The sequence below is a fragment of the Sulfitobacter sp. 1A13679 genome (genome assembly GCF_043557115.1).
In the GTDB taxonomy this organism is placed as follows: Bacteria; Pseudomonadota; Alphaproteobacteria; order Rhodobacterales; family Rhodobacteraceae; genus Sulfitobacter; species Sulfitobacter faviae.
Map to the genome: position 1 here is coordinate 123,404 of NZ_JBIFFO010000005.1, position 14,240 is coordinate 137,643.

15 protein-coding genes are annotated in these 14,240 nt (G+C 63.4%); 7 read left to right on the plus strand and 8 right to left on the minus strand.

Annotated elements, in window-relative coordinates:
* Positions 1 to 10 precede the first annotated feature (10 nt).
* From ACGYLA_RS06010 to hpt, 4 genes are all read right to left on the minus strand, one after another.
* The gene (locus ACGYLA_RS06010) at positions 11 to 898 is read right to left on the minus strand and encodes a c-type cytochrome (RefSeq protein ID WP_394431069.1); all 888 of its coding nucleotides are present in this window, start codon (positions 896 to 898) and stop codon (positions 11 to 13) included.
* A 3-nt stretch (positions 899 to 901) separates the two neighbouring features.
* The gene (locus ACGYLA_RS06015; protein WP_394431071.1) at positions 902 to 1,381 is read right to left on the minus strand and encodes a c-type cytochrome; all 480 of its coding nucleotides are present in this window, start codon (positions 1,379 to 1,381) and stop codon (positions 902 to 904) included.
* 91 nt (positions 1,382 to 1,472) lie between these two features.
* The gene (locus ACGYLA_RS06020; protein WP_394431178.1) at positions 1,473 to 1,649 is read right to left on the minus strand and encodes a hypothetical protein; all 177 of its coding nucleotides are present in this window, start codon (positions 1,647 to 1,649) and stop codon (positions 1,473 to 1,475) included.
* Positions 1,646 to 2,182, minus strand: coding sequence for a hypoxanthine phosphoribosyltransferase (hpt, locus tag ACGYLA_RS06025; RefSeq protein ID WP_067264049.1), 537 nt, complete (start codon positions 2,180 to 2,182; stop codon positions 1,646 to 1,648). The genes ACGYLA_RS06020 and hpt overlap by 4 nt, the downstream gene beginning before the upstream one ends.
* A gap of 69 nt (positions 2,183 to 2,251) precedes the next feature.
* Between hpt and ACGYLA_RS06030 the strand changes: the two genes are divergently transcribed.
* Positions 2,252 to 2,704, plus strand: coding sequence for a type II toxin-antitoxin system RatA family toxin (locus ACGYLA_RS06030; protein WP_168613460.1), 453 nt, complete (start codon positions 2,252 to 2,254; stop codon positions 2,702 to 2,704).
* Here ACGYLA_RS06030 and ACGYLA_RS06035 read toward each other — a convergent pair.
* From ACGYLA_RS06035 to ACGYLA_RS06045, 3 genes are read right to left on the minus strand one after another with little or no spacing between them, the layout of a single operon-like run.
* Entirely contained in the window at positions 2,701 to 3,174 is a 474-nt protein-coding gene (locus ACGYLA_RS06035) for a CinA family protein (RefSeq protein ID WP_394431073.1), read from the minus strand. The genes ACGYLA_RS06030 and ACGYLA_RS06035 overlap by 4 nt on opposite strands.
* The gene (locus ACGYLA_RS06040) at positions 3,175 to 3,666 is read right to left on the minus strand and encodes a phosphatidylglycerophosphatase A (protein ID WP_394431075.1); all 492 of its coding nucleotides are present in this window, start codon (positions 3,664 to 3,666) and stop codon (positions 3,175 to 3,177) included.
* Positions 3,663 to 4,793 carry a bifunctional 2-C-methyl-D-erythritol 4-phosphate cytidylyltransferase/2-C-methyl-D-erythritol 2,4-cyclodiphosphate synthase gene (locus tag ACGYLA_RS06045; protein WP_394431078.1) on the minus strand — a complete coding sequence of 377 codons (1,131 nt, stop codon included), beginning with the start codon at positions 4,791 to 4,793 and terminating at the stop codon, positions 3,663 to 3,665. The genes ACGYLA_RS06040 and ACGYLA_RS06045 overlap by 4 nt, the downstream gene beginning before the upstream one ends.
* Positions 4,794 to 4,977: 184 nt before the next feature.
* Here ACGYLA_RS06045 and dusB point away from each other — a divergent pair, with 184 nt between their 5' ends.
* From dusB to ACGYLA_RS06070, 5 genes are all read left to right on the plus strand, one after another.
* Positions 4,978 to 5,970 carry a tRNA dihydrouridine synthase DusB gene (dusB, locus tag ACGYLA_RS06050; protein ID WP_394431080.1) on the plus strand — a complete coding sequence of 331 codons (993 nt, stop codon included), beginning with the start codon at positions 4,978 to 4,980 and terminating at the stop codon, positions 5,968 to 5,970.
* Positions 5,967 to 7,052 carry a nitrogen regulation protein NR(II) gene (locus tag ACGYLA_RS06055; protein WP_271687400.1) on the plus strand — a complete coding sequence of 362 codons (1,086 nt, stop codon included), beginning with the start codon at positions 5,967 to 5,969 and terminating at the stop codon, positions 7,050 to 7,052. Before dusB ends, ACGYLA_RS06055 begins: the two co-directional genes overlap by 4 nt.
* Before the next feature lies 1 nt (position 7,053).
* The gene (locus ACGYLA_RS06060; protein WP_394431082.1) at positions 7,054 to 8,433 is read left to right on the plus strand and encodes a response regulator; all 1,380 of its coding nucleotides are present in this window, start codon (positions 7,054 to 7,056) and stop codon (positions 8,431 to 8,433) included.
* A gap of 95 nt (positions 8,434 to 8,528) precedes the next feature.
* On the plus strand, positions 8,529 to 10,784 hold the full coding sequence (locus ACGYLA_RS06065; protein ID WP_394431084.1) for an ATP-binding protein: 2,256 nt from the start codon (positions 8,529 to 8,531) through the stop codon (positions 10,782 to 10,784).
* Positions 10,777 to 12,189, plus strand: coding sequence for a sigma-54-dependent transcriptional regulator (locus ACGYLA_RS06070; RefSeq protein ID WP_394431086.1), 1,413 nt, complete (start codon positions 10,777 to 10,779; stop codon positions 12,187 to 12,189). The genes ACGYLA_RS06065 and ACGYLA_RS06070 overlap by 8 nt, the downstream gene beginning before the upstream one ends.
* 43 nt (positions 12,190 to 12,232) lie before the next feature.
* Here ACGYLA_RS06070 and ACGYLA_RS06075 read toward each other — a convergent pair whose 3' ends face one another.
* Positions 12,233 to 12,727 carry a hypothetical protein gene (locus ACGYLA_RS06075; RefSeq protein WP_394431088.1) on the minus strand — a complete coding sequence of 165 codons (495 nt, stop codon included), beginning with the start codon at positions 12,725 to 12,727 and terminating at the stop codon, positions 12,233 to 12,235.
* A gap of 126 nt (positions 12,728 to 12,853) precedes the next feature.
* Here ACGYLA_RS06075 and trkA point away from each other — a divergent pair, with 126 nt between their 5' ends.
* Entirely contained in the window at positions 12,854 to 14,230 is a 1,377-nt protein-coding gene (trkA, locus tag ACGYLA_RS06080; protein WP_067264064.1) for a Trk system potassium transporter TrkA, read from the plus strand.
* Positions 14,231 to 14,240 lie beyond the last annotated feature (10 nt).

A 14,240-nucleotide genomic window follows, 5' to 3' on the forward strand; every position in this document is an offset into this window, starting at 1 on the left:
GCGCCCGGCGTTAACCGCCGGGCAGGGCTTTAAGGTAGGCCGCAATCGCTTCGCGGTCGCTTTCGGGGAGCTGCGCGAGGTTACTGACCACCTCGGCCATCTCACCGCCCGCGCTGTCGTATTCCGGCGTGAAGCCGGAGGTGAAATAGGCGACGAGATCGGCCTTTGACCAATCAAGCTGATCCGGTGTGATGCCGGGAATACGCCCCTTGCCCGAAGGGTTCGGCGCGCCGGTCAGCCAAGCTTCACGGTCGAGCGCGCCCAAAGCGTTGCGCGGCGTATGGCATTCACCGCAATGGGCCAGCCCTTCGACCAGATAGCGCCCGCGTTCGACCTCAGCATCGGGCAGGTCGCTCAGCACGAAATCATCATGTGAGAACAGCACCTTCCATGCGCCAAGCCCGCGGCGGATATTGAAGGGGAACCCCACCTCATGCGGCATGCTCGGCGTATCCGAGGTGGGCAGGGTCTGCATATAGGCAAAAAGGTCCACCACATCCTGCGGGGCGAGGTGTTGGTAGGCGGTGTATGGAAAGGCGGGGTAATAATGCTGCCCCTCGGGCGAGACGCCCCGCGTCACGGCACGGGCGAATTCTGGCAGGGTCCAGTCGCCGATGCCATGATCTGGGTCGGGGGAGATATTGGGCGCGTGGAAGATGCCGAAATCACTGGCGAAGGGCAGCCCCCCGGCCAGCACCAGCCTCTCATTCTCTTCACTTTCGGGCGCGGCGTGGCAGGAAACGCAGCCGCCGGCGGCAAAGGCCAGCGCGCCCGCCTCTGGGTCCGGGGTCAGCCCGGCACCATAGGATGGCTCAAGCGGATCGGGCCGGGTGAGAGCCCAGCCAAGGGCCGCGCCGAGAGCGGCACAGCCCAGCAGTACTGGTATGACCCGTCGCAAGGATCAGTTCTTGGGGCCGCGGTAATCGTCATGGCAAGCGCCGCAAGCCTTGCCGATTGCGCCCATGCCCGCCCTCAGCGCATCCAGATCGGCGCCCGCGGCCTCAATCATATCAGCGCTGGCGGTTTCCAGCGCCATCAGCGCTTCGTTGAACCCTTCGGGGTCGCTCCAGATTTCGGCCTTGGCGCGGGAACCTTCGATAGCGCCTTGCTCGGTCCCTTCAAGCCAGAGGGTGCCCGGCGCGAAACCGGCGGCGGCGTTCAGATTGGTCGCGGCGGCGGTGGCCATCTCGGCGTTATACTCCGTCTCGCCCTTGGCCATGCCGCCCAGAATGCCGGTATGATAGGCAATCAGTTGCATCTGCGCGTGGCGCGCGTTCACGGCGGCGCTGGCGGCTTTCTCACTATGGCTGGCGGCGAAGCCTGCGGTGGCAATCAAGGCGGCGCTGATACCAATGGCGGTAATGCTTTTGGTCAAATGCATGGTCATCTCCCTTTTCTTGCCGCAGCGTAACATGGCAGGGGCAGGTCGCAAAAAACAAAAATGTGATCAGCGGGATAAGACTGCGGGCAGGTCAGAACCGGCGGGGGATACGCTCTGCCGTGGCCCAGTCAGGCCAGTAGCCCAGCCATTCGACAAGCCCCACGGCCAAGGCCGCCGCGATGATCGCGAAGACCACGATCACCCGTTTCGTCGACGGTGGATTGCGCGCCCATTGGGACATGCGCAGCAGCCACCGCGGGTCCATCACGTAAAACGGACTTTCCCGATGAAGGGCAGGTTGCGGTCGCGTTGGGCAAAGTCGATGCCATAGCCCACAACGAATTCATCGGGGATTTCAAAGCCGGTCCAATCCGCCTTGAGGTCGACCTCACGCCGGGTGGGTTTGTCGAGCAGGGCGATGGATTTCAACCGCGCAGGCTCACGCGAGCGCAGCAGGTTGGTGACATGGTGCAGCGTGTGGCCGGTATCGACGATATCTTCGACGACCAGTACGTCGCGCCCTTCGATGGCACCGCGCAAGTCTTTGAGAATGCGCACCTCTCGGCTGCTCTCCATGCCGTCACCATAGCTGGAGGCTTCGAGGAAATCGACTTCGATCGGCAGGTCCAACTCGCGCACCAGATCGGCGATGAAGACGAAAGAGCCGCGTAGCAGACCGACCACGACCAATTTATCGGTGCCGTTGAATTCACCATGAATCTCACGGCAAAGATCTTCGATCCGCGCCGCGATGGCCTTGGCCGAGATCATTTCGTCGATGACATAAGGCCCGTGTGCCATGGTTTTGCCCTTGAATCTGCGGGGTTGAGACGTGAAATAGGGGGTTAACCCGCAACGCTACGGAACGCAATGCCTACGCACTCAGAGACCCGCCAACTGCCCTATAGCGCGCAACAAATGTATGATCTTGTCGCCGATGTGGGCCGCTATCCTGAATTCCTGCCCTGGACCGCCGCCGCGCGCATTCGCAGCGATGAGGACCGCGGCGATCATCGGGTGATGGACGCCGATCTGGTGATCTCGTTCAAAGTCTTTCGGGAGCGGTTCACAAGCCGCGTCGTGCTGTGGCCCGAGGCCAAGAAGATCGACACGGAATACCTCGACGGGCCCTTCAAGTATATGAAATCAAACTGGCATTTCGAGGATAACCTCGAAGGCTGTCAGGTGCATTTCTTTGTCGATTTCGAATTTCGCAACGCCATCCTGCAAAAGGTCATCGGCGTGGTTTTCAACGAAGCGATGCAGCGTATCGTGCGCGCCTTTGAGAACCGCGCGAAAGAGCTTTACGGCCCCAAGGGTTAAAGCGCCGCGAAACCTTGCAGCAAAAGGCCGAGCGCGTGGTCGCGGGCGGCCAAGCGCACGGCATCACGGCCCTGCGCGCCGAACTCCATTGTTTCTGTCTGAACCCCGGCTGCCGTGGCAAGGCCGAAACAGACGCGGCCCTCGGGCTTGTGCTCTGACCCGCCGGGGCCTGCGATGCCGGTGATGGAGACGGCGGTCCGCGCCTCGGACCGCGCCAGAGCGCCCGCCGCCATTTCTGCGGCGACCTGTTCCGAGACCGCGCCCCAATCCGCGAGCGTCTCCTCCGACACGCCCAGCATCGCCATCTTCGCGGCATTGGTATAGGTGACGAAACCCCGGTCCAGCAGCGCTGAGGAGCCCGGCAGATCGGTCAGCGCGGCGGCGAGCATGCCGCCGGTGCAGCTTTCCGCACAGGCGACCATCGCGCCGGTTTCGCGGGCCTTTTCCAACAGTTGCGCGGCAAGGCTCATTTACAGCACCCCGTGATAAAGTGCGGCCAGCGCCATGACGCCGAGCGCCGCGAAAACCCCGGCAAAGATATCGTCGAGCATCACCCCCCAAGGCCCGCCCAAACGGTCGGCCCAGCCAATGATCAGCGGTTTGGAGATGTCGAACAGCCGGAACAGCGCGAAGGCGGCGATCCAACCGGGCCACATGGCAAGGATCGGGATTTGCATCGACCATGCCGCATAGGACAGCGGCAACAGCGCGATCCACTGGCCAACCAATTCATCGACCACCACCTCTCCGGGGTCATGGTCCGGGCCGCCCGCGGTGTAGCGTCCGGTGGCCCACCAGCCCAATGGAATGGCCACCAAAAGCCCGATCACCAGCAGCGGAAAGCCCCCCAACACATGCAAAAGCCAAGCATAGGGCAGGGCGATGAGCGACCCCCAAGTGCCCGGCGCGGGGCGGATATGGCCAACGCCCAGAAGCGTCGCGATCAGATGTGCTGCGGTCATGATTTCACCAATGTTGCCGTTGCCATACAGGCGATGCCTTCGCCCCGCCCGGTAAAGCCGAGGCGCTCGCTCGTGGTGGCCTTGACTGATACGCGGTCGATCTCAATCCCCAGCATCTCGGCCATCGCGGCGCGCATCGGCTGCACATGCGGGCCGATCTTCGGGGTCTCGCAAATGAGCGTGCAATCGACATGGGTGAGGGTGAAACCCATGTCGCGCGCCAGTTCTGCGGCATGACGCAGGAAGATATCGGAGCGCGCGCCTTTCCACTGCGGGTCGCTCGGCGGGAAATGCTGCCCGATGTCGCCGCATGCAAGCGCGCCGTAGATGGCATCGGTCACCGTGTGCAGCGCCACATCGGCGTCGGAATGGCCGACGAGCCCGTTCGTATGTGGAATGTCGATGCCGCAGAGGGTCACGTGATCTCCGGGGCCGAAAGCGTGCACGTCAAATCCGTTGCCGGTGCGAATGTCCATGCGGGTCTCCAATATGCGGGCGGCGCGGGTGAAATCCTCGGGCCGGGTGATTTTCAGGTTATCGGCGCTGCCTTGGGTGATGGCAACGGTCAGGCCAGCAGCGCGGGCGACTTCGACGTCATCCGCCGCTTGGCCGTCATAAGCCGCATGCGCCGCACGGATCGCGGCGAGGTCAAAGCCCTGCGGTGTCTGCGCGGCGAAAAGGGCGCTGCGGTCTTGGGTGCCGGTGACGCGGCCTTCGTGCCCCTGCCAAAGCGCGTCACTCACCGGCAGCCCCGGCGCGGCGGCTTGATGTTGGTTAAGCGCGTCGATCACGCCTAAGATGATCTGAGCCGAAACACAGGGCCGCGCGGCGTCATGGATCAGCACCTTCGTCGCCTGCTGGATCGCCGCAAGCCCGCGTTGGACCGAGGCCGCGCGGTCCGCCCCGCCGGTGGTGACGGTGATGCCATCCGCCGTAAATGCCGCCGCCTGATCCATGTCGTCCGCGTTCAGCACTAACACGATCTCGGTGATCTGGGGCAGGGCGCGAAAGGCGGCGAGCGTGTGGTCGATCACCCGCGCCCCTGCCAGCGCCTGCCATTGCTTCGGCTGCGGACCGCCGGCGCGGCTGCCGCGTCCTGCGGCAACGATCAGAGCTGCGATACTCATTTGGACAATCCGGAAAAGCTGGCGAACATGGTCCTGTCTAGGCAATGCGGCGACGGGGTGCAATCTGGGGTGACTGCCTAAAAAATGGGCAGCGCCTTGGCGCATAGCTGCTTTTCAGGGTAGTTTTATTGAGGTCACCCCGTGGCAGAGCTACACAGCAAGGGACCGCACAAGGAATAAGCATGTGACCGCCGACCCCCTGACATTCGACCCCCCGGTATTCCTCGCTCCGATGGCCGGGATCACCGATCTGCCCTATCGCAGCCTCGTGGCGCAATTCGGGGCCGGATTGGTCGTGTCCGAGATGGTCGCCAGCCAAGAATTGCTCAGCCGCCGCCCCGGCACGCGAGAGAAGGCGGAACTGGGGCTGGATGTCATCGGCACCTCGGTTCAGCTTGCGGGGCGTGAGGCCGAACCGATGGCCGAAGCCGCCCGCGTGGTTGAGGCGATGGGCGCCCGGATCATCGACATTAACATGGGCTGCCCGGCCAAGAAGGTGACGCAGGGCGCCTCCGGCTCGGCGCTGATGAAGACCCCCGATCACGCGCTGCGGCTGATCGAAGCCGTGGTCGGCGCGGTCAAGGTGCCGGTGACGCTGAAAACCCGGCTCGGCTGGGACGACAACATGCTCAACGCCGCCCCGATCGCCAAACGGGCCGAAGAGGTGGGCGTGCAGATGATCACCATCCACGGGCGCACGCGCTGTCAGTTCTACAAGGGCCGCGCCGATTGGGCCGCGATCCGGGCGGTGAAAGAGGCCGTGAATGTTCCCGTCATCGCCAATGGCGACATCATCGGCAGTGACACGGCGCGCACGGCGCTGCGGCTGTCGGGGGCGGATGGTGTGATGGTGGGCCGCGGTGCGCAAGGAAGGCCGTGGCTGCTGGCGCAGATTGCCCATGATCTGCACGGACGGTCCAAGCCGGTGATCCCGCAAGGGCAGGCGATGGCCGAGATGGTGGCCGAACATTACGACGAGATGCTGCGTTTCTACGGGGCCGAACTGGGTGCCAAGGTCGCGCGCAAACATCTGGGCTGGTATATGGATCACTGCGCCACCCCTGCCGATCTGCGCCGCGCGTTGCTCACGGCACGGGAGGTGAAAACCACTTTCGATCTCATCGCGGAGGCCATGCAATATGACGCCGCCACCGCCCAACCCCGGGCCGCAGCATGAGAAGCGAGACCCCGGAGCGGCAGGTTTGGACCTCTTTGCCGGTGCCTGCCTTCATCGTCGGTGCCGATGATCAGGTCGTCGATCTGAACCCCTCTGCCGAAGGCTTCCTTAATGCCTCCGCCCGCGCCACCATCGGCCAGTCGATCTGGCAGTTGATCGCGGTGGATCACCCGCTTGAGGCTGCATTCGCCCGTGCGCGGCTGCAAGGCACGCCGCTTTTCGTCAATGACGTGGATGTGGGCGCGATGCAGCGCGCCCCCTTGCAATGCGGCTTGCAGATCGCCCCGCTGGTGGGCGGCGCAGGCGAGATGGTCCTGATGATCACGCCGCGCGAATTGGCCGGGCGCATCACCCAAGATCACAGCGTGAAATCCGCCGCCAAATCCGCCATCGGCATGGCCGAGATGCTGGCCCATGAGATCAAGAACCCGCTGGCCGGGATCACCGGCGCGGCGCAGCTTTTGTCGATGAACCTTTCAAAGAATGATCTGGAGCTAACCGATCTGATCGTCGCCGAAAGCCGCCGCATCGTGAAACTGCTGGAACAGGTCGAACAATTCGGCAATCTGACCGCGCCCGAGCGCAAGCCCGTGAACCTGCATGACGTGTTGGACCGCGCCCGCCGGTCGGCCTTGCTGGGCTTCGGCTCGCACATGAAAATCACCGAGGATTACGACCCCTCTCTGCCGCCCGCGCTTGGCGACAAGGATCAGCTTTTGCAGGTCTTGCTCAACCTCATTCGCAACGCGGCTGAGGCAGCGGGCGAGGCGGGGGGCACCATCCGGCTGCGCAGTTTCTATGAACATGGCTTCCAACTGCGCCGCGCCGATGGGGATGGCCAGCCGCTGCCCCTCCAGATCGAAGTGATCGACGATGGCCCCGGCCTGCCGGATCATATCCGCGCCGATGTTTTCGATCCCTTCGTCTCGGGCCGCGAGAATGGCACCGGGCTGGGCCTCGCCTTGGTGAGCAAGATCATCTCAGACCATGGAGGCTGGATTTCTGTCAGTTCCGCCCCCGGTCGAACCGCATTCCGCATTTCGCTGCCGCGCGCAGGCGCCGCTGCCCTCAAGGAGAATTGACATGGATGGCACCATCCTCGTCGCCGATGACGACCGCACGATCCGCACCGTTCTGACCCAAGCGCTGACCCGCGCGGGCTGCAAGGTGCACGCCACTTCAAGCCTGACCACCCTGATGCGATGGGTCAGCGAGGGCAAGGGCGACGCGGTGATCTCTGACGTGGTCATGCCCGATGGCAACGGATTGGAAATGTTGCCGAAAATCGCGCAGGACCGGCCCGGCCTGCCGGTGATCGTGATCTCGGCGCAGAACACGATCATGACGGCGATCAAGGCGGCAGAGGCCGAAGCCTTTGACTATCTGCCCAAACCTTTCGACTTGCCGGATCTGATGAAGCGCACGGCGCGTGCTTTGGAGCAGCGCACGACGCTGAGCCGCAAGGCCGCTGCCGACGACGGCGCCGAAATCGACGCAGAGCGTGACGATCTGCCGATGATTGGCCGCACCCCGGTGATGCAGGCGCTGTACCGCACCGTGGCGCGGGTGATGAACACCGACCTGCCGGTGCTGATCTGGGGCGAGAGCGGTTCGGGCAAGTCACTGATCGCGCGGGCGATACACGACTTTTCAGACCGGCGCAGCCTGCCGTTCGTGACCGTGACGGATGCCGATCTTGCGGATATCGAAGGCCCCTCGCGGGTGCTGGCGCGGGTCGGCGGGGGCACTCTGATGATCGATGAGATCGCCGATTTCCCGCAAGATATCCAAGCCCGTCTGGTGCGGATGATGGACGCGCCGGGCGATGACGCGCCGCGCTTCATGGCCACCAGCCAAAGCGATCTGGATGCCGCGATGCAAGAGGGCAAGCTGCGACGCGATCTCTATTACCGTCTGTCTGGGGCGACCCTCGAAGTGCCCGCCCTGCGGGATCGGGTCGAAGACATCCCGCTTCTGGCGGACCATTTTCTGGCCCGCGCCAATCCCGGCCCTGCCTCGCCGCGCAAGCTGTCGGACAAGGCCGCGCAGATCTTGCTGAAATTCCCATGGCCCGGCAATGTGCGCCAGTTGGAACATGCGATGCGGCAACTCGCGCTGGCCAGCCAAGCGGCTGAGATCACGGCGAGCGAGGCCGAGCAACTGCTGGGCGCGCAAAGCGGCCCGGCACCGATGCAGACCGAGGCCGATACTGAACGGCTGGGCGCCTCGGTCGAGCGGCATTTGCAACGCTACTTTGATTTGCACGGCTCCATGCTGCCACCGCCGGGCCTCTACGCGCGGATTCTGCGTGAGGTCGAACTGCCGATGATCGAAATCGCCCTCGCCGCCACGGCGGGGAACCAAGCTAAATGTGCCGCTTTGCTGGGAATTAACCGAAATACTTTGCGTAAGAAGATCACCGACCTCGATATTGAGGTGACACGGGGCCGCAAGATGATGTAAAAGAGCCACATAACAGTGGCCATCGGGGAACTCCCCCGTTCAGGACCACATAATATGGCGGTTGATGCAGCGATGCATCACAACATCGGTGAGGTATGCGGGTGGCAACCCGGTCACGCAGGTTTAAGCTCGAGCGGTTGGGGCGTCTCAGGCGGGTCAAGCGGCTGCGCAATTGGTCCACCTTCGGGCTGGTGGTGCTGGGGCCGGTCTTGGCGCTGGCAACCTATCTGGCGCTCGGGCCGCTAGGGCAGGGGGCGGATACGCTCAACCTGCGGCTCATTCTCTTGTCCGACCTCGTCTATGTGCTGCTGGTGGCGGCGCTGGTGCTGATCCAAGTCGGGCGGCTGATCTCGGCGCGGCGCGCCAAATCGGCGGGGTCGCGGTTGCACCTGCGGTTGACGGGGGTCTTTGCGCTGATGGCGCTGATCCCGACTGTCACGGTGGCGATTTTCGCGGGGCTCACGGTGAATGTCGGGCTTGAAGGCTGGTTTTCCGACCGGGTCAGCGGCGTGGTCGGCTCGTCTTTGGCAGCGGCGGAGGCTTACGAGGCCGAGCAGCGCGAGGCGCTGATCTTGGACGCGCAGACCCTTGCCCGCAGCATCGACAGCGCCCGCGCGCAGGGCATCAACCTGAGCGACAGTGAGCTTTTGGGCGAGGGCCAGCGGCAAATCCAGCGCGGATTGCGCGAGGCTTTCCTGATCGACAGCACCGCGCAGATCCGTGCGCGGGGGGATCGGTCCTATCTCTTTGATTTTGAGGCCCCCACCGAGGCGCAGCTGGAAACCGCCAGCGAAGAGGGGCTTTTGGTCATCGAGGATTGGCCCAACAATGAATTCCGCGCGCTGGTGCCGATGGACGCCTATGTCGATCGTTTCCTCTATGTCTCCCGCGCGGTGGATGGTGAAATTTTGGCGCTGCTGGATGAAACCAAGGAGACGGTGCGCCTCTACCAACAGCTTGAATCCGAACGCGGGCGGCTGTTGTTTGAATTTGCGCTGGTTTATCTGGGCTTTGCGGTGATCCTCATTCTGGCCGCCGTTTGGCTGGGCCTGTGGTTTGCCGAGCGGCTTTCCGGCCCGGTTGGGCGGCTCACGGGGGCCGCGCAGCAGGTGGGCGCGGGCGATTTGAACGTGCAGGTCCGCGAAGAAGAAGGCGATGACGAGATCGCCATGCTGGGCCGCTACTTCAACCAGATGACCCGGCAGTTGAAGGGCCAGCGGGAGACGCTGTTGGAGAATACCGACCAGATCGAACGCCGCCGCCGCCTGTTCGATTCCGTGCTAAGCTCGGTGACCTCGGGCGTGGTGGGGCTCGACCCCGAGGGGCGCGTGACCTTCGTGAACCGCTCGGCCATGCGGCTGCTGGATTGGTCCGAAGATCAGCAAAGCCTGCCCCTGACCCTTGCGGTGCCGGAGTTCGGGCCGCTGTTCGAGACAGTAAAGGCCGCCTCGGACGAGGTGGCGCAGGCCGAGGTCAAGGTCTCCCGCCAAGGGGCGATGGAGAACCTCTTGGTCCGCATGGCGACCCGCCGGTCCAAGGATGGCGATCTTGAGGGCTATGTGGTGGCCTTTGACGATGTGACCGATCTGGTCTCGGCGCAGCGCATGGCCGCATGGGGCGATGTGGCCCGCCGCATCGCGCATGAGATCAAGAACCCGCTGACGCCCATCCAGCTGAGTGCCGAGCGCATTCGCCGCAAGTTCGGCCCCAAGATGGCCGAGGGCGATGATGACGCGCTGGAGCAGATGACCGGCGTGATTATTCGCCAGACGGGTGACCTGCGGCGCATCGTGGATGAATTCTCGAAATTCGCGCGGATGCCGGAGCCGGAAACCAGCCGTCAGGACATCCGGCAGTTGCTGCGCGACGCGGTGCTGCTTCAGCAAAGCCGACAGGAAGACGTGGCGATCAAACTCGACCTGCCCGCAGAGCCGGTGATGGCCAATATCGACGGCACGATGATTTCGCAGGCGCTGACCAATCTGATCAAGAACGCAGGCGAAGCCATTGAAAGCCTGAAGAAAGAGGGTGCGCCCGAAGGGCACGAGCCGCAGATCCGTGTGACGCTCACGCCCGAGAACCGGCTTTTGCGGCTGACCATTGCCGACAATGGCATCGGCCTGCCCGAAGACCGCGCCCGGCTGTTCGAGCCCTATGTGACCACGCGCAGCGAAGGCACGGGGCTTGGCCTGCCGATCGTCAAAAAGATTATCGAGGAACACGGCGGCAGCCTGACGCTCGAAACCGCGCCCGCATTCGACGGGCAAGACCATAACGGTGCCATGGCAGTCATTTCGCTGCCCTTGGCCATCGACGCAACGACAGACCAAGGGGATAAGGCAGATGAGTGACATTCTGATTGTAGACGACGAACGCGACATCCGTGAGTTGATCTCGGACATCCTTGAGGATGAAGGTTTCGCCACGCGCTTGGCCAGCAATTCGGATGAGACGATGGCCGAGATCAACACCGAGGCACCGGCGCTGATCATCCTCGACATCTGGCTGAAAGATAGCCGCATGGACGGGATCGACATCCTCAAGACGGTCAAACGCGACAACCCGGATGTGCCGGTGGTGATCATCTCGGGCCATGGCAATATCGAGATTGCCGTGGCGGCGATCAAACAGGGCGCTTACGATTTTATTGAAAAGCCGTTCAACATCGACCAGTTGCTAGTGGTGATCCGCCGCGCGATGGAAACCTCACGTCTGCGCCGTGAGAACCAGAACCTCAAGCGCCGCGATGTGGCGACCTCCGAGATGATCGGCACCTCCGCGCCTTATCGCGCTCTGCTGGGGCAGCTTGACAAGGTGACCAAATCCAATGGCCGGGTGATGCTGACCGGCCCCGCAGGGTCGGGTAAAGAAGTGGCCGCGCGCTATATTCATGCCCATTCGGCCCGCGCCTCGGCGCCCTTCGTCACCGTCAACTGTGCCGGGGTGGCGCCGGATCGGATGGAAGAGGTGCTCTTTGGCCGCGAGACGCCGGACCGCGGGGTCGAGCCGGGGTTGTTGGAGCAGGCCCACGGCGGGGTGATCTATTTCGATGAGGTCGCCGACATGCCGCTTGGCACCCAGTCCAAGATCCTGCGCGTGCTGGTCGATCAACAATTCACCCGCGTTGGCGGGACGGATAAGGTCCGGGTCGATCTGCGGGTGATCTCTTCGACGAACCGCGATCTGGATCAGGCGATCAAGGCTGATACTTTCCGGCAGGAACTCTATCACCGTCTGAACGTCGTGCCGATCGCCGTGCCATCCTTGGAAGAGCGGCGCGAGGATATTCCTCTGCTGGCCGAACATTTCATCGCCGAATTCAACACCTCGCAGGGGCTGCCGCAACGCGCGCTGACCGAGGATGCGGTGGCGCTGATGCAAACGATGGTCTGGCCGGGCAACGTGCGCCAGCTCAAGAACCTTGTCGAACGGGTGCTGATTCTCGGCGATGGCACCGGCCCGATCGAAGCGCGGGAGCTTCCGGGCGAGGAGGAGAACGGCGGCGATGAGGGGCGCGTGGTGCTCTCGGGCGCGCTGGCGACTTTGCCCCTCCGCGAAGCGCGGGAAGCTTTCGAGCGGGAGTATCTGCTGACCCAGATCAACCGTTTCGGCGGCAACATCAGCCGCACCGCGAATTTTGTGGGGATGGAGCGCAGCGCCCTGCACCGCAAGCTGAAATCGCTTGGCGTCGTGACCTCGGCCAAAGCGGGCGTGCGCGTGGCCCATGTTGACGAGGAAGTCGAAGCGGCGGGCTAAGCCCCGCCGGTCGCGCGCGCGGGGGCTGCTCCGCGCGCTTGCGTCACCCTTGGGTGACGATCTGGAACGACCCATCGCTGTTGCGGATCACGCAGGATTTAGGGTTGAGCGCGGGCAGCGTGGTCGTCGCGCGTGTCGGTGCGGCGCGGGCCACATTGCGGGGGCAGGCGGGGATCGACACGGGCGCGAAACCTTTGTCGGCCATACATTGCGCCTCGACCCGGTTGCGCAGGTCTTCGTTCGGGTCAAAGGTCACCAATTCCCCCGGTACATAAAAACCGCCCCGTGTGGTGCAATTGTTGTCGGCATCGCAGTGGCGCCGCGCGGGCACATAGCGTGGCGGTTCGCGGCGGATTTGCGTCGAGATCGGCACGTCGCGCAGGGCCTGAACCTCGCAAGCGGTGGTGGTGCGATTGACCTGCGCGACACTCGCGCCCGGTTTGTAATAGGTGTTGAGCGGCGCACAGGCCGCCGCCGCCAAGCCGACAAAGGTCAGGGCGACAGCGGCGCGGGAGGGGCGAGGGAATATCGGTTTCATGGCCCCATCATGCCGCCGTTGCGGGGCAAAGACAATTGATTTGACCCTTGCCAACCCATCTGTCATGCCCTCTAACCGACCCAAGACAACCCTCACACGATCTTTGCTCAGGGTAAGGAAGCCTTCATGAAAATCATCATTTGCGGCGCAGGGCAGGTGGGTTGGCAGATTGCCCGTCACCTCAGCGGAGAGCGCAACGATGTGACCGTGGTCGACAGCAATGCAGAATTGATCCGCCGCGCCACCGATACGTTGGATGTGCAGGGCATCGCCGGCTTCGCCAGCTACCCCGATGTGCTGGACCGGGCAGGCGCGCGCGACGCCGAGATGATCATCGCGGCGACCCATTCGGACGAGGTCAATATGGTGACCTGTCAGGTCGCGCATTCGGTCTTTGGCATCAACCGCAAGATCGCGCGGCTGCGCAGCCAGTCCTATCTCGACGCGATTTACTCTGATCTCTACCGCCGCGATCACATGCCGATCGACGTGGTGATTTCCCCCGAGAAGGAGGTCGCGACCGCCGCGCTTCAACGGCTCAGCGCGCCCGCCGCTTTCGATACCGAGATTTTCATGGAGGGGCAGGCGCAGCTTCTGGGGATTTCGATCGACAGCGATTGCCCGGTGGTGAACACGCCACTGCGGCAGCTGACCGATCTCTTCTCAACTCTGCGCGCCGTGGTTGTGGGCGTGCGCCGCGATGGCACGCTTTTCGCGCCCGAGGCGAAGGATCAGCTTTTCGTGGGCGATGATTGCTATGTCTTCTCGCATCACGACGACATCGCCCGCACGATGGAGATTTTCGGCAAGCAAACCACCAAGCAAGAGCGTGTCGTGCTCGTGGGCGGCGGCAATGTCGGCCTGACCGTGGCGCAGCATCTGGAGAGCGGGCCTCTGCGCGTGCGCACCAAGATGATTGAGAAGAACCGAAAATGCGCCGAACGCGCTGCCGAAGGGTTGGAACGGACAATCGTGCTCAATGGCGACGGGCTGGATGCGGCCCTGCTGGCCGAGGCGGGCATCAGCCGTGCCGACGCGATGCTGGCGGTGACCGACGACGACAAGACCAACATGCTGTCTTGTGTCCGCGCCAAGGCCGAGGGCTGCCCCTATGTCATCGCGCTGATCAACGACCCAACGCTGGTGCCGCTGATGACCCACCTTGGCATCGACGCCTATATCAACCCGCGCGCCACGACCGTAAGTTCGATCCTGCGTCACATCCGCCATGGCCGGGTGCGGGCGGTCTATTCCATCGGTGACGCCGAAGCCGAGGTGATTGAGGCCGAAGTGCTGTCAACCTCGCCCCTTGCGGGCAAGAAAGTCTCGGAAATCGACTTCCCCGAAGGGGTTTTGATCGGCATGCTGCGCAAAGAAGGCAAGGTCATTCGCCCCTTGGGCAGCACGCGGATCGACGAAGGCGATGTGGTCGCCCTCTTTGCGCTGGCCGAGGATGTGCCGCGGGTCGAACAGCTTTTGCAGGTCTCAATCGACTTTTTCTAAGCGCAGGAGC